At 60.9% G+C, this 20,920-nt stretch carries 19 protein-coding genes; 7 read left to right on the top strand and 12 right to left on the bottom strand.

All coding sequences use genetic code 11. The annotated features are described in order from the left end of the window. Positions 1–411: 411 nt before the first annotated feature. The gene (locus tag AC0JZ4_RS20065) at positions 412–2,055 is read right to left on the bottom strand and encodes an alpha/beta hydrolase (protein WP_471888264.1); all 1,644 of its coding nucleotides are present in this window, start codon (positions 2,053–2,055) and stop codon (positions 412–414) included. 199 nt (positions 2,056–2,254) lie between these two features. Here AC0JZ4_RS20065 and AC0JZ4_RS20060 point away from each other — a divergent pair, with 199 nt between their 5' ends. The 5 genes from AC0JZ4_RS20060 (at position 2,255) to AC0JZ4_RS20040 (ending at position 7,951) form a co-directional block, all read left to right on the top strand. Continuing rightward, positions 2,255–2,554, top strand: coding sequence for a hypothetical protein (locus AC0JZ4_RS20060; RefSeq protein WP_471888263.1), 300 nt, complete (start codon positions 2,255–2,257; stop codon positions 2,552–2,554). Between the two features lie 84 nt (positions 2,555–2,638). Beyond that, the gene (locus AC0JZ4_RS20055; RefSeq protein WP_471888262.1) at positions 2,639–4,237 is read left to right on the top strand and encodes a peptide ABC transporter substrate-binding protein; all 1,599 of its coding nucleotides are present in this window, start codon (positions 2,639–2,641) and stop codon (positions 4,235–4,237) included. A gap of 61 nt (positions 4,238–4,298) precedes the next feature. Beyond that, positions 4,299–5,222: an oligopeptide ABC transporter permease OppB gene (gene oppB, locus AC0JZ4_RS20050; RefSeq protein WP_471888261.1), complete on the top strand. Its 924-nt coding sequence runs from the start codon at positions 4,299–4,301 to the stop codon at positions 5,220–5,222. Further along, positions 5,215–6,348 carry an ABC transporter permease gene (locus AC0JZ4_RS20045; protein ID WP_471888260.1) on the top strand — a complete coding sequence of 378 codons (1,134 nt, stop codon included), beginning with the start codon at positions 5,215–5,217 and terminating at the stop codon, positions 6,346–6,348. Before oppB ends, AC0JZ4_RS20045 begins: the two co-directional genes overlap by 8 nt. A gap of 1 nt (position 6,349) precedes the next feature. Then, positions 6,350–7,951 (top strand): ABC transporter ATP-binding protein, encoded by a 1,602-nt coding sequence (locus AC0JZ4_RS20040; protein WP_471888259.1) that lies wholly within the window; start codon positions 6,350–6,352, stop codon positions 7,949–7,951. A gap of 193 nt (positions 7,952–8,144) precedes the next feature. Here the strand turns inward: AC0JZ4_RS20040 and AC0JZ4_RS20035 are convergent, their stop codons facing one another. The 5 genes from AC0JZ4_RS20035 to AC0JZ4_RS20015 form a co-directional block, all read right to left on the bottom strand. After that, positions 8,145–9,149: a zinc-dependent alcohol dehydrogenase gene (locus AC0JZ4_RS20035; RefSeq protein WP_471888258.1), complete on the bottom strand. Its 1,005-nt coding sequence runs from the start codon at positions 9,147–9,149 to the stop codon at positions 8,145–8,147. A gap of 124 nt (positions 9,150–9,273) precedes the next feature. Continuing rightward, complete coding sequence (locus AC0JZ4_RS20030; protein ID WP_471888257.1) at positions 9,274–10,797, bottom strand: tripartite tricarboxylate transporter permease; 1,524 nt, start codon at positions 10,795–10,797, stop codon at positions 9,274–9,276. Continuing rightward, positions 10,794–11,255 carry a tripartite tricarboxylate transporter TctB family protein gene (locus tag AC0JZ4_RS20025; protein ID WP_471888256.1) on the bottom strand — a complete coding sequence of 154 codons (462 nt, stop codon included), beginning with the start codon at positions 11,253–11,255 and terminating at the stop codon, positions 10,794–10,796. Before AC0JZ4_RS20025 ends, AC0JZ4_RS20030 begins: the two co-directional genes overlap by 4 nt. Positions 11,256–11,259: 4 nt before the next feature. After that, the gene (locus tag AC0JZ4_RS20020) at positions 11,260–12,216 is read right to left on the bottom strand and encodes a tripartite tricarboxylate transporter substrate binding protein (protein WP_471888255.1); all 957 of its coding nucleotides are present in this window, start codon (positions 12,214–12,216) and stop codon (positions 11,260–11,262) included. 48 nt (positions 12,217–12,264) lie between these two features. Then, complete coding sequence (locus tag AC0JZ4_RS20015) at positions 12,265–12,981, bottom strand: FadR/GntR family transcriptional regulator (protein WP_471888254.1); 717 nt, start codon at positions 12,979–12,981, stop codon at positions 12,265–12,267. 212 nt (positions 12,982–13,193) lie between these two features. Here AC0JZ4_RS20015 and AC0JZ4_RS20010 point away from each other — a divergent pair, with 212 nt between their 5' ends. Together AC0JZ4_RS20010 and AC0JZ4_RS20005 are read left to right on the top strand one after the other, a co-directional pair. After that, a complete protein-coding gene (locus tag AC0JZ4_RS20010; RefSeq protein ID WP_471888253.1) occupies positions 13,194–13,736 on the top strand; it encodes a 2,4'-dihydroxyacetophenone dioxygenase family protein in 543 nt (180 codons plus the stop codon). Between the two features lie 92 nt (positions 13,737–13,828). Then, complete coding sequence (locus tag AC0JZ4_RS20005; protein WP_471888252.1) at positions 13,829–14,554, top strand: SDR family NAD(P)-dependent oxidoreductase; 726 nt, start codon at positions 13,829–13,831, stop codon at positions 14,552–14,554. A gap of 200 nt (positions 14,555–14,754) precedes the next feature. On the opposite strand, the gene prpB is transcribed toward AC0JZ4_RS20005, so the two are convergent. From prpB to AC0JZ4_RS19975, 6 genes are all read right to left on the bottom strand, one after another. Then, positions 14,755–15,666 (bottom strand): methylisocitrate lyase, encoded by a 912-nt coding sequence (gene prpB / locus AC0JZ4_RS20000; protein WP_471888251.1) that lies wholly within the window; start codon positions 15,664–15,666, stop codon positions 14,755–14,757. A gap of 7 nt (positions 15,667–15,673) precedes the next feature. After that, on the bottom strand, positions 15,674–17,203 hold the full coding sequence (locus AC0JZ4_RS19995) for a tripartite tricarboxylate transporter permease (protein WP_471888250.1): 1,530 nt from the start codon (positions 17,201–17,203) through the stop codon (positions 15,674–15,676). Beyond that, positions 17,203–17,643, bottom strand: a complete 441-nt coding sequence (locus tag AC0JZ4_RS19990) for a tripartite tricarboxylate transporter TctB family protein (protein ID WP_471888249.1) — start codon at positions 17,641–17,643, stop codon at positions 17,203–17,205. Before AC0JZ4_RS19990 ends, AC0JZ4_RS19995 begins: the two co-directional genes overlap by 1 nt. A gap of 10 nt (positions 17,644–17,653) precedes the next feature. After that, positions 17,654–18,646 carry a Bug family tripartite tricarboxylate transporter substrate binding protein gene (locus AC0JZ4_RS19985; protein WP_471888248.1) on the bottom strand — a complete coding sequence of 331 codons (993 nt, stop codon included), beginning with the start codon at positions 18,644–18,646 and terminating at the stop codon, positions 17,654–17,656. 79 nt (positions 18,647–18,725) lie between these two features. Beyond that, on the bottom strand, positions 18,726–20,120 hold the full coding sequence (locus tag AC0JZ4_RS19980) for a sensor histidine kinase (protein ID WP_471888247.1): 1,395 nt from the start codon (positions 20,118–20,120) through the stop codon (positions 18,726–18,728). After that, positions 20,117–20,791: a response regulator gene (locus AC0JZ4_RS19975; RefSeq protein WP_471888246.1), complete on the bottom strand. Its 675-nt coding sequence runs from the start codon at positions 20,789–20,791 to the stop codon at positions 20,117–20,119. The genes AC0JZ4_RS19980 and AC0JZ4_RS19975 overlap by 4 nt, the downstream gene beginning before the upstream one ends. Positions 20,792–20,920: the final 129 nt, after the last annotated feature.

Genomic DNA, 20,920 nt, shown 5'->3' with positions numbered 1-20,920 from the left:
CGGGCGTCTGGGATCGCCTTCCGGGCGCCGTTTCAAAGCATTATGATGGAGGCATCGTAATGCTATCGGCCCCTGCATTGGCGTTCACAGTATGGCACCATTGCTGAAAAGAGGGTGTGCCGATCCTTGCATGGGACGCCCAAGCAGCCTCCGCCGACCAAGCCCCATGCGTTTTCGATGCACACGCAAGACAGGTTCGGCTGGAACTCGGCGGATTTCGTTTTTGGCGAGCTTTTTCGTTCCGATCTGACAGCGTACGGAATCGGATCGATTTCTGCTCCTGCGCACTTCCTTGCGGGAGACGGCCAACTCGCGGCGATGAGGGATGGTTGCCGGGACACCGCCTCACGTCTCCCGGTCCGTCTCGTTGCTCTCGCATGGACGTTCCCGCTCATCCGCTCGCAAATGCCATCAGTCCTCGCTGACCTCCTGACGGAGCAGAGCTTTCAGCGCGCCCATCCGCTCTGCAGTCACCCCTTCCACATCCATCAGCGCCATCCACGCATCGAGGTAATGTTCCGGCGCGTAGACATGGCCGTAGCCGATCGGTGAAGATGTGGCGATCATCATGTCGAAGGTAAGCTGCAAGCCGCTGATGACCGGCAGCCAGGTAAAGCTTGCCGACACATCCGGCCCACGCTCGCCTTGCAGCCATTCGGGTTCGCGCCAGAAGGATGATGGCTCGAAGAAGGTCACGGCGTCGCTCGCATATTGCAGATAGACGATCCGGATCGCCCCCCATGCGCCGTAACCGTTCGAAGGATCCGTTACCTGATTTGAAAACCGCACCACCGATCCGTCGCGAAAACGCGGCAGCCATGCCGGCGAGCCGACCTCGCGCATCGCCTTGATCGCATTCCAGCGTTCACTGCGAAACGGCGGCCCGCTCCACAGCGCTCCGTCGAACGGATCGCCGACCACGTCATAGATATCCGTCGCCATCTGCGAATTCAGCGCCCCGAGACTAAGCCCGTGCAGATAAAGCCGCGGCCGCGCGTCTTCCGGCAGCGTCTTCCAGTGGGAATAAACCTCGTGGAACAGCGCGCGCGCCGCATCCAGTCCGTTTTCCGGCTCGACCAGCAACGAAAGCCAGCTCGTCAGATAGGAGTATTGCAGCGCCACGCTGGCGACGTCGCCACGCTGCAGGTATTCGAGACTGTCGACCGCTGCCGGGTCGATCCACCCCGTGCCGGTCGGCGCGATCACCACCAGCACTTTGCGCTCGAACCCGCCCTGCCGTTTCAGCTCCGCCAGCGCTAGTGCGGCGCGCGCCTCCACCGTCTCGGCATTGTTGAGCCCGACATAGACGCGCACCGGATTTTGCGCCGCCTCGCCCCAGAATGCACCGATCGCGTCGGCCTTCGGGCCGGTGGCAACGTAATGGCGTCCTTGCCGGCCAAGCCCCTCCCATGAGACGAGCGAAGCGGGGCTACCCTCCATTTCCGGCGCGCTCGGAGCGGGAATATCCGCATCGAGCAGCGCGTCAGCCTTCTGGAAGGAGCTGTCGGCTGCGTCAAGCGCCAACCTCAGCACCAGCCCCTCGCCCGCCAGCCAGAACAGCGCCACAGCAAGCGCTGCACCGATGACGTTGGAGACACGCCGCGGCACATAGGTGTCGAGAAAGTCGGAAAAACGGCTCGCTGCCAGATGAAAGAGCCGCCCCAGCCCGACGAGCAATAGAAACACCGCCGCGGCCGTCAATGCCAGCCGGAACGGATCGGCGCTGTCGGCCGGTTCCATCTGCCACAGGACACGGATCGAATTCTGCCAACCCACCGCATGCCAGAGAAAGACCGCGGCAATAATGACGGCGGAGATCAGCGTGAACACCCGGATGGGCACCGCCTGTCGTTCCAGCCACGGCAGCTCCAGATAGCGCCACAGCCAGCCGACGGCCACGCCGATCAGATAGCCGACTGCCGCCGTCGTGCCGGACAACAGCCCCTGCACCAGCCACGACCGCGGCATCAGGCTCGGCGTCAGTGACGCGGCGAAGAAAAGCAGCGCCAGCAGGATACCAACAGCGGACAGGGTCTGGAAAAATCTCAAAACCAATATCGATCCCACATCCGAAAACGCGCGCCGCCTGCCGCCTCACTGCGGATGGCACCGCCAATATCTTCCATAATGAGGCAAAACGCTCCGCCAAGGTCAAGTGGCGGCCCTCACGCAGTCATCACTGCGGCCTTGTTCGACCAACAAGCAGACATGCCATTCCGCACGCCAAACCCCGTGTCGCGAACGGGATATCCACATGTTCCAGAGTGGCGCGGGCGGGCGGAGCACACTCGCCTTGCGTGCATCCGTGTGGCAATGCGAGATCCGCGCCATAGCCGGATCAAAGCCGGCACCACGCAACAAAATTGCGCCACGTGCGTGTGCCATGAAGAACAACATTCGCCGCAGTTTCATTGCCGCGCGCAAGATGTCGGTTCAACAGCCGCCGGCCTCCATTCGCCTCCTCGAAAGAACGCCGGAACAGCGGACTCAAACAGAAAGACCAAATACAACCATTGCGATCCGACATGACGCCAACATGGCGCGCCAGGAATGAAAATGCGAGAAAACCCTTGCATTACAGGCCATGCTGGCATTCATTCCTGCAACTGACCGGATAAACTGGGAAAGGATAATGGTTATGTCTTCTCGTCTTCTTCGTCTCTCGGCGGCCGCTCTTCTGAGCTCCGTTCTCTTCTCCGCAGCCCCTGCCTTTGCCGAGGCTGTGCTCCACCGCGGCAATGCCGGCGAGCCGCAGACGCTCGATCAGGCACAGACGTCGATCAATATCGAAGCCTTCATTCTGAAGGATCTCTACGAAGGCCTGACGATTTACGACGCCGCCGGCAAGATTATCCCGGGCGCTGCCGAAAGCTGGACACTGTCGGAAGACGGAACGACTTACACGTTTAAGCTGCGCGAAAATGCGAAATGGTCCGACGGCACGCCCGTTACTGCACAGGACTTCGAGTTTTCCTTCAAGCGCGTAGAAGATCCGAAGACGGCGGCCAAATACGCCAATATTCTCTACCCGATCAAGAATGCCGAAGCGATCAACAACGGCAAGGCCGAGGTCGCCACGCTCGGCGTCAAGGCCGTCGACGACAAGACGCTGGAAGTCACGCTCGAGCGCCCCACCCCCTTCTTCCTCGAACTGCTCGCCCACCAGACGGCCCTGCCGGTTTCCAAGGCGAGCGTCGAAAAGAACGGTGCGGATTTCGTCAAGCCGGGCACGATGGTGTCGAACGGCGCCTTCAAGCTTGAAAGCCACGTCCCGAACGACAGCCTCGTCGTCGTCAAGAACGAAAACCACTGGGATGCAGCCAACACCAAGCTCGACAAGGTGATCTTCTACCCGATCGACGATCAGGCCGCTTCTGTGCGCCGCTTCGAGGCCAACGAAATGGACCTCGTCTTCAACTTCTCGGCCGACCAGCTGGAGCGCCTGCGCGCCGCCTATAAGGATCAGGTCCGCGTCTCCCCGACGCTCGCCACCTATTACTACGCCTTCGACAGCAGCCAGGCCCCCTATGACGACGTGCGCGTCCGCAACGCGCTTTCCATGGCCGTCGACCGTGATTTCCTTGCAAAGGAAATCTACAGCGGCTCGCAGATCCCGGCCTACTCGATCGTCCCGCCGGGCATGGCGACCTATGGCGAACCGTCCAAGGCCTCGTTTGCCGACATGTCCCAGCTCGACCGCGAGGACAAGGCGATCGAACTGATGAAGGAAGCCGGTTACGGTGAAGGCGGCAAGCCGCTCAATATCGAGATCCGCTACAACACCAACCCGAACCACGAGCGCGTCGCCACCGCCGTCGCCGACATGTGGAAAAACACCTTCGGCGCCAACGTGACGATGACCAATCTCGACGTCTCGTCGCATTACGCCTACCTGCAGGAAGGCGGCAAGTTCAATGTCGCCCGCGCCGGCTGGGTGGCCGACTATGCCGACGCCGAAAACTTCCTGGCGCTCAGCCTGTCGACCAACAAGACCTTCAACTACGGCAAATACAACAATCCGGAATTCGACGCTCTGATGCAGAAGTCCTATGCCGAAGAAAACCCTGAAGCCCGCTCCAAGCTTCTGCATGAAGCCGAAGCGCTTCTGTCGCGCGATCAGCCGGTTGCCCCGTTCCTGACCCAAGCCGATCTGTGGCTGGTCTCCAACCGCGTTTCGGGCTGGGCGGACAATGCGGCCAACGAGCACCTCAGCCGCTTCCTCAGCGTTTCCGAATAATCCGACTTGATGAGATGGCGCCCGCGCACCCGCGGGCGCCGTTTTGCAGGAGACACCCTACATGCTGGCTTTTGTCCTGCGCCGCCTTGCGAGCGCCGTGCCGACACTGTTTATCGTCGTCACAATTTCCTTCTTCCTGATGCGCTTTGCTCCAGGCGGCCCCTTCAACCTGGAACGTCCGCTCCCGCCCGCGACGATGGAGAACATCATGCGGACCTACCAGCTGGACCAGCCCTTGTGGCGGCAATACGTGACCTACATCACCAATGCCGTTCAGGGTGATTTCGGCCCAAGCTACATCTACAAGGACAACACGGTTGCGGAACTGATCGGCAAGGGCCTGCCCTATTCGATCGAGCTCGGTTTCTATGCGCTGCTGCTGGCTCTGATTGGCGGCGTCACGCTGGGCACGATCGCCGCATTGCGCCAGAACAGCGTGCTCGACTTCTCCATCATGTCGCTCGCCACCGTCGGCACCACCATTCCGAATTTCGTCGTCGGCCCGGTGCTGACGCTGGTCTTCGCCATTCTCCTCTCGCTCCTGCCCGCCGGCGGCTGGGGTGACGGATCCTTCTCCTATCTGCTCCTGCCGATGATCGCGCTTGCGCTGCCGCAGCTGGCCGTCTTCGCCCGCCTCACCCGCGGTTCGATGATCGAGGCGCTGCATGCCGACCATATCCGCACCGCCCGCGCCTATGGCCTGCCGGCGCGCATCGTCGTCGTCACCCACGCCATGCGCGGCGCCATGCTGCCGGTCGTCTCCTATCTCGCCCCCTGTGCCGCGGCGCTGATGACCGGTTCGGCCGTGGTCGAGACGATCTTCACCATTCCCGGCATCGGCCGCTATTTCGTCCTCGGCGCATTGAACCGTGACTATACGCTGGTCATGGGCACGGTCGTGCTGATCGCCATCTTCGTCATCGTTTTCAATCTTCTGGTCGATCTTCTCTACGGCCTGCTCGATCCGAGGGTCCGCCATGACTGATATCGCAACCAATACCGGGCCAACTCAACCGGAAACCAAAAGCCGCAGCCTCTTCCAGCTCGCCGCCATGCGCTTCCGTCGCAACCGGGCCGCGATGGCCGGCTGCTTCATGATGGCCTTCATCGCGCTGTTTTCCTATATCGGTCCGTTCTTCGTGCCGCACAGCTATGACCAGGTCTACTCCTCCTATGTGACGGTGGGCCCGAGCCTTGAGGCACGCCCCGACGAAGCCTCGCTCGAAGGCGCCATGCGCGGCGTGGCCACCCGCGCCCGCGTCAATCTCGACGAATTCAACGTCGAGGGCCAGACGTTTACCGCGACGCTGAGCGCCGACGATCCGATCGATCCGCGCGCCACCCGCTATTTCGACCGCGCCAACGAGTTCGACGGCACGCAAGTCGTCGCCACCGAAAACGACGGTCGCGTGCTGAAGGTCGAAGGCCAGGTCAGCCGCGAATACTTCTTCTTCGGCACCGATCCGAACGGCCGCGACATGCTCGCCCGCGTCATGCTCGGCGGCCAGATCTCGATCGCCGTCGGCCTTCTCGCCAGCCTCGTCTCGCTCGGCATAGGCGTGCTCTACGGCGCGACATCCGGCTATCTCGGCGGCCGCGTCGACAACGTCATGATGCGCTTTGTCGAGATCCTCTATTCGCTGCCCTTCGTCTTCCTCGTCGTAGTGCTCGTCGTCTTCTTCGGCCGCTCCTTCATCCTGATCTTCCTCGTCATCGGCGCGGTCGAATGGCTGGACATGGCCCGCATCGTGCGCGGCCAGACACTGGCGCTCAAACGCCGTGAATTCGTCGGCGCCGCACAGGCGCTCGGCCTCTCAGACTGGCAGATCATCCGCCGTCACATCATCCCCAACACGATCGGCCCGGTCATCGTCTTCGTCACGGTCGTCGTGCCGAAGGTCATCCTTCTGGAAAGCTTCCTCTCCTTCCTCGGACTGGGCGTCCAGGCGCCGCTGACGAGCTGGGGCGCGCTGATCTCGGAAGGGGCAAGCAACATCCAGTCGGCCCCCTGGCTTCTGATCTTCCCGTCCATCTTCTTCGTGGCAACGCTCTTCTCGCTCAACTTCATCGGCGATGGCCTGCGCGACGCACTCGACCCGAAGGATCGCTGACATGACCGGAACAGACGAAAACATCCTCTCCATCCGCGATCTGAAGGTCGATTTCTCGACACCCGACGGCACCGTCAATGCGGTGAAGGGCATTGGATTCGACATCAAGGCGGGCGAAACGCTGGCCGTCGTCGGTGAATCGGGCTCCGGCAAGAGCCAGACGATGATGGGCATCATGGGCCTGCTTGCGAAGAACGGCACCGTCACCGGCTCGGCCAGCTATCGCGGCAAGCAACTTGTCGGCCTGCCGAAATCGGAACTGAACAAGGTCCGCGGCGCCAGGATCACCATGATCTTCCAGGAGCCGATGACCTCGCTCGATCCGCTGTATCCGATCGGTCGCCAGATTGCCGAACCGATCCTCTACCACCGCGGCGGCTCGAAGGCCGCAGCCCGCGCCCGTGTGCTGGAACTCCTGGAACTTGTCGGCATTCCCGATCCGGCCCGTCGCATCGACAGCTATCCGCACGAACTCTCCGGCGGCCAGCGCCAGCGCGTCATGATCGCCATGGCGCTCGCCAACGAGCCGGACGTGCTGATCGCCGACGAGCCGACCACAGCCCTTGACGTGACGATCCAGGCGCAGATCTTGAAACTCCTGCGTTCGCTGCAGGAACGTTTCGGCATGGCCATAGTGCTGATCACCCACGATCTCGGCATCGTGCGCCACTTTGCCGAACGCGTCGTCGTCATGCGCCGCGGCGAAGTGGTCGAACAGGGCACGACGGAGCAGATCTTCGAGAACCCGACCTCGTCCTATACCCGCATGCTGATCGACGCCGAACCGCATGGCCGCAAGGCCCCGCCGGCCGACGACGCGCCAATCATTCTCGAAGGCCGCGACGTCACGGTCGATTTCCAGATCGGCAAGGGCCTGTTCTCCAAGGGGCCGAAGACCTTCCGCGCCGTCGATGGCGTCACGGTCAGGCTGCACGAGGGCCAGACGATCGGCGTCGTCGGAGAATCCGGCTCCGGCAAGTCCACCCTCGGCCGCGCGCTTCTGCGCCTGCTCCCGAGCGACGGCGCCTACCGCTTCGGCAAGGAGGACATCTCCCGCCACGACCGCAAGCGCATGCGCTCGCTGCGCAAGGAAATGCAGCTCGTCTTTCAGGATCCCTATGGCTCGCTCTCGCCGCGCCAGACGGTCGGCGAGATCATCACCGAGGGCCTGCTCGTCCATGAACCGGGCCTCAGCAAGGCCGACCGCGACCGCCGTGCCATCGCGGCGTTGACCGAGGTCGGCCTCGATCCTGCAGCCCGCAACCGCTATCCGCACGAGTTTTCCGGCGGCCAGCGCCAGCGCATCGCGATTGCCCGCGCGATGATCCTAAAGCCTCAGGTCGTCATTCTCGACGAACCGACCTCGGCGCTCGACCGGTCGGTCCAGGGCCAGGTCATCGACCTTCTGCGCAAGCTGCAGGCCGATCACAACCTCTCCTATGTCTTCATCAGCCACGACCTTTCTGTGATCAAAGCGATCTCCGACTATGTGATCGTCATGAAGAACGGCGAGATCGTCGAACAGGGCGAGACGGACGCGATCTTCGACGCCCCGCAGGCCGATTACACCAAGGCCCTGATCGGCGCAGCGTTCAGCGTCTGATAGGCCCCCTCCTCGGGGACCTGATTACGGCGGGGCTTGCAAAAGCCCTGTCCGCGGTCTGACTGAATCGCCGACCCGGAACGTCAACATGGGTGTCGATTTCCAGGGCTTCGGTCAAGAATGACCATGTTGACGTTTGAATATGCCTGAGCATCACGGACTGAAGCCACGATTGCTACATGATGCCACTTCGCTAAGCGGTACGGTGCATATCAATGATGATCTTCAGGTCAGGCGCGCCACTGACGAGTTTCTCGAACGCGTGTTGAGCTTGAGCGAGCGGCACGACCGATGATACGAGTTTGCTCAGGCTTTCGGCCATTGCGGGAAGCAGCGAGATCGCCTCTGTGAATTCCTGCCGAGTATAAACTCGCGTGCCGAGTATCTGCAGCTCTCGGAAGGAGAGCGCCTGAAGGTCTACCGGCTGCGGCGCCTTATGGATCGAGACGATGACAATCTTTCCCCCGACCCTGGCACTGGCGATGGCCGCCGTTACCGCTGGAGCGACACCGGCGCATTCGAAGACGACGTCGAAACCGGATCGCGCTTCCAGCGCGCCGGTCAGCGTTTCTCCGGCCGTCACGGTCGTGAAGCCGAGATCGCGTGCAGCGGCCAAGCGATCCTGGTTTGTGTCCGAGACGACGATCTGCGAGGCACCACGGTGGCGCAGAAGGATCGCCAGAGTGATACCGATCGGCCCAGCTCCAATGATGGCGACGGCCTCCCCTCCCCTTATGCCGCCGACATTCGCCGCGTGGACGCAGACCGCTACGGGTTCTGCCTGCGCCGCGACGATTGCCGCAAGGTCGTCCGGAACCGGATAAAGCAGGTCAGGCGCCAGCCTGACTGCCTCGGCCATGCCGCCCGGCCCGTCGATACCAACGAGGCGGAGCGTCTCGCAGACATGTTCGAGGCCGGAGGTACAGGCCTCGCAATGGCCACAGGAATAGAGCGGGAAGCAGGTGACACGGGCTCCGGCGGCAAGGCCCGCCTCCGGCACCGGCTCGCTCACGCGGCCGACGAATTCGTGGCCGATGACCAGCGGGGCTCTGGAGCGCGGATGCTTGCCGGCAAAGATCGTCAGGTCGGTGCCGCAGATGCCACAGGCTTCAACCTCGACCAACACCCCTTCACCCTGAGGCCTTTCCAGATCTTCGACGACGAGCTGGCCTGCACCGCTATAGACGATTGCCTTCATCACTTTTGCTCGCAATTTTCGTTGAATAAGCTATCCGCGATCGGGCAGACAGCGGTCCGATGGAACACGGCTGCACGCGCGGAAAAGAAGCATGCCCGAAGCCGGGCATGCCCATGGCGTCGTCTCAGTTGGGCGCCGAAGACGTTTCGGTTTCTTTGCCCGACGATGCCGAGCGCCATTTCATCAATGCCGCGATCAGCGGATAGGTCCAGACGATCAGCGTCACCACTCCAAGCGTGCCGGAGATCGGACGATTGAAGAAGTTGATGTAATTGCCGTTCGCCTTGATTATCGAGGACATGAAGTTCTGCTCCACGACCTGACCGAGAACTAGCCCGAGGATCAGCGGCGCCACCGGATACTCGTTCGCCTGCATGATCCAGACGATAATTCCGATTGCCAGAACCACCCAGAGCTCGAAGATGTTGTTGCTGACGGCATAGGCACCGTAGATGCAGAGCAACAGGATCAGCGGGTAGAGAATGGCTTCCCTGACAGAGATGACGAACCGGCCGAGATAGATGGACGCAATGCCAAGCGGGATCAGGATGATATTGGCGAGCAGGAAGATGATGTAGATCGCGTTGACCATGTCCGCCGAATTGACGAAGACCAGCGGACCGGGCTGGATGCCCTTGAGGATCATCACGCCGACGACGATCGCGGTAATCGAATCCCCCGGAATGCCGAAGACCAGCGTCGGCACATAGGCGCCCGAGACGGCAGCATTGTTCGCCGACCCGGCACCCGCCACGCCTTCCGGCGAGCCCTTGCCGAAAAGCTCCGGATTGCGCGCAAAACGTTTCGAAACCGCATAGGTCACCCAGGCGGCAATATCCGCTCCCGCACCGGGCAGCACGCCAATCAGCGTGCCCAAAAAGCCACCGCGGACGATATGCTTTCGCTCCCGCCACAGAAGCGCATTGGACGGGTAGAGGCGCCCCTTGACCTTGATCGAGGTATCGAGGTTCTTGCCGTCGAAGCTCGCTGCCTTCCTCAATATCTCGGCCAAGGCGAAAGCGCCGATCATCACGGCAATAAAGCTGATACCACCCTGCAGGTTCATTACACCGAACGTGTAGCGCTGGATACCGGTGACGAAATCCAGACCGATAACGGCCAGGAACAGGCCGGCCATCAACGAGACCCATCCCTTCAAGGCGTCGTCGCCGGCCACCAGCGTGGCGCAGGAAAGCCCAAGCAGTGCGAGCCAGAAATATTCGTAGCTCGAAAAGTTCATCGCGAAGTCGGCGAGCAGCGGAGCGCCGAACATCAGCACGATCGTCCCCATGATGCCGCCGATGACGGATGCGATGACCGACATGCCGAGCGCCTCGTCGAGACGGCCCTTCTTGGTGAGTTCATGCATGTCATTCGTGTAGGCGGCAGATGCCGGTGTTCCCGGAATGCGCAGGAACGCGCCGGGAATATCGCCGGCAAACATTGCCATCCCCGAACAGGTAATGATCGTCGCAAGCGCTGCAACCGGTGACAGGGTAAAGGTCACCGGCACGAGAAGCGCGACCGCCATCGTGGCGCTGAGGCCGGGGATCATCCCGACGAACAGGCCGAAGATTGCGGAAACGAAAATGGTAATCAGCACGTCGGCCTGCATCACCAGGCCAAGGCCATCGAGAAAAGCGCTCATCCGATCATCTCCTCCAGAATGCCTTGCGGAAGGGGTATGCCGAGGGCATGGCTGAAAAGAACGGAGATCACCACACCGGAGACCACTCCGACGATCAGTGCCGTCAGCGGACGTACCCCGTAGATGAGGCAGTGAATGGTCACGATGATCATCGCCATGACGATCGAACCGACCACCGGTGCCAGGAGGCCATAAGCAATCAGGGCAACCGGGATAAAGGCGATCAGGGCGATCTGACGGGGTGACGAGATCCATTCAGGCAGTGCGACATCCCCTGCGCTGCGCCAGCCGCGCAGCGCGATCAGGCCGCCGAGGACGGCCATCACGCTTCCGATGATTGTCGGAAGAAGTCTTGGGGATGCTGCGCCTGCCGGGACGTGAAATCCCTGGGCCAGGTATGCGATGCTTATGCCGAGGATCGCAAATGCCAGGCCCGTCCAGAAATCTGGCAGGCGCATGATGCTACTCCTTGCGCTGAGCGATGCCGAGATCGTTCATGATGGTACCGACCTGGGTGTACTGGTCGGCCAGGAAGCCACCGAACCCCTCGGAATCCAGCACCTGCATGCCAAAGCCCTTCTCGTTCATGAACTTGGTGAAATCGTCCGAATTTGCCACCTTCACGACGGCATCCGACAGCTTCTTCTTCACGTCGTCCGGCAGGTTCTGCGGGCCGACGACGCCGCGCCAGGTGCCACCGGTGAAGGCGACGCCGGTCGCTTCCTGCGACGTCGGGACATCCGGGAAGGCAGATATGCGCGTGCCGGCGAAGACGGCGAGCGGCGTGGTCTTGCCGGCCTGCATCATCGCGATCCCTTCCGGCAGGGAAGACAGGACGACGTTCGCACCGCCGGCTGCCAGTTCCTGGAAGCCCGGCGCCGCACCCTGCGACGGGACGAGCGTCACGGCGAGCGGATCGACACCGTTAGCCTTGAGGAAGCCCGCGAAAGCGAGGTGATAGGCAGCGCCTGTGCCTGTGCCGGTTACGGTATAGGTACCGTTCGGCTTGGACTTGATCTCTTCGAGCGCCGACTTGACGTCTTTCCACTCGCCGGCGGTGGCAACATGGAACGCGCCGGAATCGAAATTGACGAGTGCGATCGGGTTGAAGTCGGTCGCCTTGTACTGGCTCTGGCCAGCCCAGTAGAAAGTCGCCAGTTCGGCCGTGGCAAAGCCGAGCGTGTAGCCATCGGGCTTGGTCGTCAGCATTTCCGAATGGCCGACGACGGAACTGCCGCCCGGCTTGTTGACGACATTCACCGAAACGCCGAGTTCCTTCTCCATCCCGCCTGCAAGCACGCGTGCAACCGCATCCGTGCCGCCGCCGGCAGCCCATGGAACGATCAGCGTGATCGCCTTTTCCGGATAGTCGGCAAAAGCCGCACCCGCCGACATCCCCATCACGGCGGTAGTCATCATAAGACATTTCAATACTGGCACTGGTTTCTCCTCCTCTATGCCTTGCGTCTATTCGATCAGTTTCGCGACCCTCATCTTCTCGGTCGTGAACTGGATGGTATCCAGCATCGCCTTTTCGGCAGCTGCCGCGTCATGGCTGCGGATCGCCTCGAGCACTGCGAGGTGATTGCCGAGATTGGCGCGGAAATTCTCCATGTGGTTGGCAGTGACGCCGAACAGCAGGCCCAGAATGCTGTCTATGGCGCTGTCGAAAGCCTGCAGGATCGGGTTGCCGGTCGCTTTCAGGATGGCGAGATGGAACTCCCGGTCGGCGAGCACTGCCGCCTCGGCGTCACCGCGCAGCGCCGCATCCTCCATCCTGGCATAGGCCGTCTCGATATCGATGAGTTGCAGACGCGTCGCGCGGCGAGCGACAAGACCGGCCGAAGCGGGTTCGAATACGCGGCGCGCCTCGTCTATCGCCTCAAGAATACCGGGCGTCATGACCTTGCTGTCCATCAACCAGCGCAGCACGTCGCGGCTCAGCGTGTTCCATTCGCTCCTGTCGGTCACCGTCGTGCCGCGACGCGGTGCAGTCGTGACCATGCCGAGGCCGGATAGCGTCGAAATCGCCTCGCGCACCGATGAACGCCCGACACCGTAGAGCACCATAAGCTCGCTCTCGATCGGGATCGTATGCCCAGGCTCGAACCGCCCGGCGGCGATATCGCCCCCAAGTCGATCGAGAACATTATCCGAGCGACGTATCCGCGCGGCTCCAGACATCAGATCTTCCCTCCCATTTATACGATGATTTTTTACATTCATCTGATGATTGTCAAGTTTTAATGTGTTAGGCTTTGCCATTCCGATGAGGAAAAGCCTGAGATGGGGAGATCTCAAGCCTATGTTTTCCCTTAATTTATTAGGCTTCTAACGATCACGTGAAGCTCCTGTGCCGACTTTGCCGCGGGGCTGATTAAAACAAGGAGGAGACCATGGACAACCTGTCGCCAGAGCAAATCGAGGCTGAGCGAATCCGCCGCATGCCTTATCAGAAGCCGCAGCCGGACGGCATCCTTCCCGATCTCGTCGTGCCGCATGCCATTCCGACGGATGACCGCGTCTGGGTGCCGCAGTCGGAAAACGTCTGGTTCCGGCCGCTGTGTCTGAACCGCTCATCCGGCTACTGGATGAACCTTCTGAAGGTTCGCAAGTCCGGCGTGCTCAGCCGCCACCGCCATCCGGGTCCGGTTCATGCCTTTGTGCTGAAGGGCAGCTGGCGCTACCTGGAGCATGACTGGGTCGCGACCGAGGGATCCTACGCATTCGAGCCGCCCGGCGAGACGCATACGCTCGTCGTCGACGAGGGCGTCGAGGAAATGATCACCTATTTCCAGGTGAACGGCTGCATGTACTACGTCGATCCCTGGGGCAATAACAACGGCTACGAGGACGTCTTCACCAAGATCGAAATGTGCCGCGCCCATTACGAGAAGATCGGTCTCGGGGCCGATTACGCAGACCAGTTCATCCGCTGATCGTCACGCACCGTCGGAGCGGGGCGACCGTTCGCCATCCGCCCGGCGGCGCATTCTACGCAACGACAGCTTCATCACACGAGATTTTTCAAATGACATTCCAATCGGATCTGTTCTCCGGAAAAACGGCGCTGGTCACAGGCGCCACGACCGGGATCGGCGCTGCAATTGCGACGCACCTGGCCGAACTCGGCGCAGACGTCATCGCCGCCGGACTTGGCGCAGACGCCTTCACCGCTCCTGCCGGACTGAAGATTGAAGCGCGCGAACTGGACGTCTGCGACGATGCGGCCGTTTCGGCGCTGATAACGGGCCTCGACCGTCTAGACATCGTGGTCAATTGCGCCGGCGTCATCCGCCGTGTGGAGGAACATCAGCTCGATGTGTTCGAGAAGGTGCTCTCGATCAATCTGACCGGCACGATGCGTGTCTGCACGGCTGCACGCGCCAAATTGGCGCAGACTGCTGGCTGCATCGTCAACACGGCCTCCATGCTCTCCTTCTTCGGCGGCGGCCTCGTACCCGCCTATAGCGCGAGCAAGGGCGGGGTGGCGCAGCTGACGAAATCGCTTGCGATCGCCTATGCCCAGGAAGGCATCCGGGTCAACGCAGTCGCACCAGGCTGGATCGCCACCCCCCTGACCAGGGCTCTGCAGGAAGACCCGGCACGCTCGAAACCCATCCTCGACCGCACGCCGCTCGCACGCTGGGGCAAGCCGGAGGACATCGCCGGAACGGTCGCCTTCCTGTGCAGCCCGGCCGCATCCTTCGTCACCGGCACCGTCCTGCCGGTGGATGGCGGCTATCTGATAAGCTAGGATGGGGACACGATCTATCCATGCGATGACAGCTGAAACGAGAGCGACGGCTGCGAGATAGCTCGTGGCCGGCGGTCGTATTTCGTCGCAATACGCCGCCAGTTCTTGAGCCTGTATAACCACCGCAGTGACGGTCATTCGCCCGCGCCGGGCGATTACTCCATATCTCTTCGATCTTTTCCCAACGTCGCGCTGCGCGCCTACCCTGTGCTGGGCAGGCGGCTCGCCACGATGCTTGCGTCAAGCGCTTCGTAGCCGGCAAGATCGATCAGGTCATAGAGTTCCGCTCGCGTCTGCATCCGCGCTGTCGAAGCCTTCGTGGTACCGTTGCTTGCCAGATCGTCAAAGAGTTCCTGCTGCGCCTTGTTGGCAACACGCAATGACGAGACAGGCCATATGACGATCCGATAGCCGATTTCCTGAAGTTGTAAGGCCGTCATTGAAGGCGAGCGGCCGTACTCGGTCATGTTTGCCAGGAGCGGCACGCCCTTCATGGCAGCGGCGAACTCCTCGAACATATCCTGCGTCGTCAGTGCTTCAGGGAAGATCACATCAGCGCCCGCCTTAACGTAGATCTTCGCGCGGTCGATTGCCTTTTCGATGCCCTCGTCACCTGCCGCATCCGTGCGCGCAACGATAACCAGGGATCGCCTTGCCCGAGACGCGGCGGCCACTTTTGCGGCCATATCCTCTGGGCTGGCCAGCTTCTTGTCATTCAGGTGTCCGCACTTTTTGGGCAGCACCTGGTCTTCGATCTGGATCGCCGCGGCACCCGCTTCTTCAAGCCTGCGTACGGTATTCATGACATTGAGCGCCTCGCCGAAGCCGGTATCCCCGTCAACGAGCACGGGGAGGCCTGACGACCTGACGACCTGGCGGGTAAAGAACAGGACGTCTTCGATCGTCAGGATCCCGAGATCGGGCAATCCCATCGATGCGCTCATGGCCGCACCAGACAGATAGAGCGCCTCAAACCCGGCAGCTTTCGCCTGGAGGGCCGACAAGCCATTGTGCGCTCCGGGCATTCTTACGATTTCGGGCTTGGCCAGCATTTCTCGAAACCGGATAGCCGCAGACACCGCCTCGTCATCGGATGGCAAGAGATAGGGCATGGTCTGTTCACTCCTCTTCAGCGATCATTGCACTGCGCCAGCGCTGAAATTTCGGCAGAAGAAGCGGGACAAGAAACACGGCGGCGGCCATCCCCCAGAGGATGATGGAAATCGGGCTGGACCAAAGGATGCCGATATCGCCGGCGGACAGGGAAAGAGCCCGCCGAAGGCTTTGCTCGAGTATCTTGCCTAGTACGAGCCCGAGGATCAACGGCGCCATCGGGACGCCGAGACGGCGCAGGAAATAAGCTCCGATCCCAAGCCCGACCATGAGGACGAGTTCGAACGTCGTCGACTTTCCGGAGTAGACGCCGATCGCGCTGACCACCACGATGAACGGAACCAATACCCATGCCGGTACGGACAGCATGCGGGCAAAGACGCCGACCAGAGGGATGTTGATCGCCAGCAGGATGAAGTTGCCGATAAACAGCGAGGCGATCAGGCCCCAAACGAGATCTGGCTGTGATCTGAACAGTGCCGGGCCGGGCGTCAAATTGTAGAGGGTCAAGACCCCCAGCATGATTGCCGTCGTGCCAGAACTCGGAATGCCAAGGGTCAGCATCGGGATGAAGTTGCTGTTGGAAGCACTATTGTTCGCGGCTTCAACGGAAGCCAGTCCACGCATGTCGCCCTTGCCGAAACGGCTTCCTTCCGGATCGCTTTTTTCGACGACCCGCTTTTCCGTCGTATAGGCAAGCGCCGAAGCAACCGTGCCGCCGGCGCCCGGTAGAATCCCGACGAAGAACCCGATGAGCGAACCGCGCAGCGTTGCCGCGTTGGTCAGTCGCATTTCGCTGCGGTTGAAGAGTGCACGTCCCATCTGCTGGATGCGTACGGCCGCCCCGCCATGCATCGATTCAAGCATGATCAGCAGTTCACTGATGGCAAAAAGGCCGATCACGACAGTGGCGAACTGAACCCCGTCGACCAAATTCGGGGACCCGAAAGTATAACGGTAGACACCGGAATTCGCATCGATCCCGATCGTGGAAATGGCGAGACCGAGCGCGATCGCCAGCATTGCTTTCACGGGTTGATCCGTCAGCAGACCTGTAAGGCACGCGAAGGCGAAGACCATGAGGGCGACATACTCGACCGGACCGAACGCCAGCGCCCAACTGGCGAGTATGGGCGCGGCGATCACGATTCCGATTGTCGCTATCGCCGAACCGACAAACGAGGTCCACGCCGAAAGCGACAATGCGATGCCCGCCTTCCCCTGCCGTGCCAGCGGATAGCCTTCGATCGCGGTCATAACAGCGGATGCCTCTCCTGGGACATTCAGGAGAATGGCGCTGATACGGCCGCCATATTCGGAGCCGATGTAGATGGCCGCCATGAGAATAAGCGAGCTTTCCGGCGGAAGGCCGAGCGCGAACACGACCGGGACAAGCATCGCGACCGCGTTGATGGGACCCAGCCCCGGCAGAACGCCGACCATTGTGCCGACGATCGCCCCGAGCGACGCCAGCAGCAGATTGGTTGGCGTCAATGCGACGCCGAACCCATGCATCAGATATCCGAGAGTTTCCATCAGACGATACCCCCGAATGGTCCTACAGGAAGCACAACATCAAGTACGCGGTCGAAGAGCAGGAACGAGGACACGGCGAGAACGCCTCCGGTCAAAGCCCCTTGCCACCACTTCGCACCGAAGATCATGGCGATGGGGATCATGAGGACCGTCGTCGAAATGACGAACCCAAGAGGCTGGAACAGAAGGGAGTAAGCCAGGAGCGACCCCGACAGAGCGATTATGGCTCTGCCGGGCATCGGTGTTTCGGATACATCGGCCGCACCCGGCTTGATCACCAGGAACACTCCACAGACGGCGATGATGGCCGCTGCGATTAAGGGGAATGCCCGAGGCCCGACAGGCTCGTAGGCAAAAGGCGCCTCCAAGCCGTAGCCATAGACGAGCAGGATCGTCGCGACCGCGATTGCGGCCGCACCAAGAATGCGGTCCGTGTTCATTTGATAAGCCTTACTTAGTCACGAGCCCAAAGTCGGCAGCGAGCGTCTTGTAGGCCCCTACCTGCTTTTCGACGAATGCTGTCGTCTCCGCACCTGTCATCGGGAGCGGGAAGAGATTTCGTTGCTGGAGAGCCGCAGCGTAATCGGGAGACTTCATCGTGGTCTCGAAGGCATTGGTCCACCATTCGTAGTCCGCATCGGAAACTTCCGGCCCGACATAGAAGCCACGGACGATCGGCCAAAGAATGTCGAACCCCTGCTCCTTCGCTGTCGGCGTTTCCGCGAGCTTGCCGGGCAAGCGTTCTTCCGAGAAAATGGCGAGCAGCTTGAGCGGCGCACCGCCATCGATGGCGGCCTGGCTGTCTCCGACATCGTTCATGCAGACGTTGACATGCCCGCCCTGAAGCGCGGTCGCGCAGTCGCCGCCGCCCTCGAACGCCACGAAACGCATCGTCTTGTAATCAATGCCGGCGGCGCGTGCCGCCATTGCCGCCTTCATCCAGTCCTGGCTTCCAATGGTACCACCTGCTCCGATGATCACCGAACCCACATCCTGCTTGATCGCATTCATGAGGTCCCCCAGCGATTTGTAGGGGCTATCGGCGGGAACGACGACGGCACCGTAGTCGGTGCCGACGCTGGCCACCCAGCGCACGTCCTTCTCGGTATAGGCACCGAACTTGCCCTGGGCGATGTTCAGCAACGATCCGGCAGAGAATGCCACGATCGTGCCCGGCTCTGCCCGCCGCTGACCGACGATTGCGTTGTAAGCAACGGCGCCGATTCCGCCCGGCATATAGGAGACGCGAACCTGTGACTTGACCGCACCGGATTGCTTCAAACTGGCCTGCGCCAGTTTGCAGGTGATATCGAAGCCGCCGCCAGGCTGCGCCGGAGCGACGCATTCCGGGTTCTTGGGTTCGGCAAGCGCAATCGACGACGAAGCCCCGAAAATACACGAGGCCGCGGCTACCGTAACGGCAGCGCGTGAAATGAATGACATTGATTTCTCCTCCAAAAGATAATGCAGACCTCCAATCTGCAGGAGTCGAATATATCGTAGCCAAGCTTTCAATCAGCTTTCAATGGATGACAGGCAGGGAAATCCTTACAATCAAGCCGGGGCGCTCTTCGCGGTTGCGGACCGTCATCGTGCCGCCATTCGCTCTGGCGACAGTGAGAGCGATGGCAAGGCCGAGCCCGCTGCCTGTCTTTGATCCACTTCTGAAACGGGTTCCGGCGTGCAGGATGTCGTCCTCGGCCATTCCCGGCCCCTCATCGACGATCTCCATTATCGCCAAGCCGCCTTCTGAGGCGAGAGTGATCGTGACAAGCGAGCCTTCGGGTGCATATTGAACGGCGTTGTCCATGATGTTGACCAGCGCTTCACGTAAGAAACCTTCGTTCGCACGTACCGCCAGCTCCGGCTCAGCAGCTTCGAAGACGCAGTCCATCTTCCTGCTCCTGATGCGGGGCCAGATCATCCGGATCGTATCAGCGATCATTTCCGACAGAACGAGCCGCTCTTGCGGATAGATTTCCGTGCCCTGCGCCGTACGGGCCTTGGCGAGAGCAAGAAGCTGGTTCGTCGTTCGGATCGAACGTTCCAGCACGCCCTGGGACGATAAAAGCGTGACCCGCACGTCATCGAGCGCGTTCTGACGGAGAGCGTACTCGATCTGTGTCCTCAGGATCGTCATCGGAGTACGAAGCTGGTGCGACGCATCATCGAGGAAACGACGCTGCTGCGTTGCCTCTTCCGCGGTGCGCTGCATAATTCCGTTCATGGCCTGTACCAGGGGGCGAACTTCGATCGGCAGAGAGGCAACGGCGACGGGCTTCAGGTCGTCGGGCTCACGCGCATCGATGGCCTCTTTCAGCCGGTTTAGCGGCTTCAATGCTTGGAACACGCCGAATGCGATCAGCACGCCAAGGATAAGAACCACGAGAATGTCGCGGAGAATGGCGCGGCCCATCAGTTCATTCTGAAACGACATGCGCGAGACTTTGGTTTCGGCCACCTGAATGGTGATCTGCACGCCATCGGGCCGAGACGGGTCGAGCGGACGCTTGAGCGCTCCTATCCGAATGCTCTCCCCGAAATAGGTGCCATCGTGAAACCTGAGTTCACCACTCTCCAGCCCTGGTGTCTTGGGCAGCAGCATGTCGCCGATCTGGACGAGATTGTCGCTGGTTGAGATGTTGAAATAGACCATGCCCTGAGCGGTCAGCTGAAAGAAGTTGAACAGGTGATAGGGCAGCTCCACACCGACACCGCCGCTCTCGGTCGAAATATTCGCATCGATCGCTCTTACGGCGCCCGCAAGCGAGCGGTCGTAAGCGCTATCAGCGAGTTCCTGGATGGTGGTGGCACTGAACCATAGCGTCGACGCCATTGCAGTGATGATCGCAGGGAAAATCCAGTAACCGATCGTCACCGCCAATCGACGTCCGCTATGTTCCGCCTCCGGCTTCATGGCTGGCTCGCTTCCTCGAGAACGTAGCCTATTCCGCGCAGCGTCCTTATCTGAACGGCTCCGGATAACTTCTTCCGCAGTCGATGGGCAATGACCTCGATAGCCTCCAAGTGGATATCGGCGTCGTAGGAAAACATCCGGTCCATGATCTTCTGTTTGGACATCGGTTCGCCCGCATGCTGGATCATGACCCGCAGCATCGCGTGCTCACGGGGTGTAAGTTCGAGGGCGCAATCCTCAAGCGTGAACTTCTGGTCCGACGGAGAATAAACAAGCCCCCCGCAGGAAAAGGTCCCTGCCTGGCGGCCATGCGACCGTCTTACGAGAGCCACCAGCCGAGCTTCCAATTCCTCAACCGCGAATGGTTTCGCCAGAAAGTCATCCGCACCTTCGTGTAGGCTACCAATCCGCTCGGTCAGCGTATCCCTGGCCGTCAGGATCAAGGTGGGAGTGGAATCGTCTCGCGACCGCATCGAGGACAGAACCGATCGACCATCCATGATCGGCAATCCGAGATCGAGTATCACGACGTCGAACTCTTCCATCCGCAGGCGGGTATCGGCCACAGCTCCGTCATCTGCCCATTCGATCATGAAATCAAAACGCTGCTTCAGCGCTTTCATCAACCACGTCGCGAGTTCCGCGTCGTCCTCGACCAGCAGGATTTTCATTGCACCTCCCCGTGCCAGAAGACCTCGCCTGGCGTTGGCGGTATCATTCCTCTGATCCCTCATCAGTCAAGGGAAACGCCGTGATATCGGTCAAGGTATTGGATAGGCTTTCGTCCTGTGGATGATGCT

It is taken from the genome of [Rhizobium] kunmingense, from assembly GCF_977018605.1.
Note: the sequence above shows the minus strand (reverse complement) of the source record. Positions and strands in the feature narration are given on the sequence as shown.

Coding starts and splice junctions, on each gene's coding strand:
- AC0JZ4_RS20060 (WP_471888263.1), top strand. CDS start 2,255: ATGTTCCAGAGTGGCGCGGGCGGGCGGAGCACACTCGCCTTGCGTGCA.
- AC0JZ4_RS20055 (WP_471888262.1), top strand. CDS start 2,639: ATGTCTTCTCGTCTTCTTCGTCTCTCGGCGGCCGCTCTTCTGAGCTCC.
- oppB (WP_471888261.1), top strand. CDS start 4,299: ATGCTGGCTTTTGTCCTGCGCCGCCTTGCGAGCGCCGTGCCGACACTG.
- AC0JZ4_RS20045 (WP_471888260.1), top strand. CDS start 5,215: ATGACTGATATCGCAACCAATACCGGGCCAACTCAACCGGAAACCAAA.
- AC0JZ4_RS20040 (WP_471888259.1), top strand. CDS start 6,350: ATGACCGGAACAGACGAAAACATCCTCTCCATCCGCGATCTGAAGGTC.
- AC0JZ4_RS20035 (WP_471888258.1), bottom strand. CDS start 9,149: ATGAAGGCAATCGTCTATAGCGGTGCAGGCCAGCTCGTCGTCGAAGAT.
- AC0JZ4_RS20030 (WP_471888257.1), bottom strand. CDS start 10,797: ATGAGCGCTTTTCTCGATGGCCTTGGCCTGGTGATGCAGGCCGACGTG.
- AC0JZ4_RS20025 (WP_471888256.1), bottom strand. CDS start 11,255: ATGCGCCTGCCAGATTTCTGGACGGGCCTGGCATTTGCGATCCTCGGC.
- AC0JZ4_RS20020 (WP_471888255.1), bottom strand. CDS start 12,216: ATGATGACTACCGCCGTGATGGGGATGTCGGCGGGTGCGGCTTTTGCC.
- AC0JZ4_RS20015 (WP_471888254.1), bottom strand. CDS start 12,981: ATGTCTGGAGCCGCGCGGATACGTCGCTCGGATAATGTTCTCGATCGA.
- AC0JZ4_RS20010 (WP_471888253.1), top strand. CDS start 13,194: ATGGACAACCTGTCGCCAGAGCAAATCGAGGCTGAGCGAATCCGCCGC.
- AC0JZ4_RS20005 (WP_471888252.1), top strand. CDS start 13,829: ATGACATTCCAATCGGATCTGTTCTCCGGAAAAACGGCGCTGGTCACA.
- prpB (WP_471888251.1), bottom strand. CDS start 15,666: ATGCCCTATCTCTTGCCATCCGATGACGAGGCGGTGTCTGCGGCTATC.
- AC0JZ4_RS19995 (WP_471888250.1), bottom strand. CDS start 17,203: ATGGAAACTCTCGGATATCTGATGCATGGGTTCGGCGTCGCATTGACG.
- AC0JZ4_RS19990 (WP_471888249.1), bottom strand. CDS start 17,643: ATGAACACGGACCGCATTCTTGGTGCGGCCGCAATCGCGGTCGCGACG.
- AC0JZ4_RS19985 (WP_471888248.1), bottom strand. CDS start 18,646: ATGTCATTCATTTCACGCGCTGCCGTTACGGTAGCCGCGGCCTCGTGT.
- AC0JZ4_RS19980 (WP_471888247.1), bottom strand. CDS start 20,120: ATGAAGCCGGAGGCGGAACATAGCGGACGTCGATTGGCGGTGACGATC.
- AC0JZ4_RS19975 (WP_471888246.1), bottom strand. CDS start 20,791: ATGAAAATCCTGCTGGTCGAGGACGACGCGGAACTCGCGACGTGGTTG.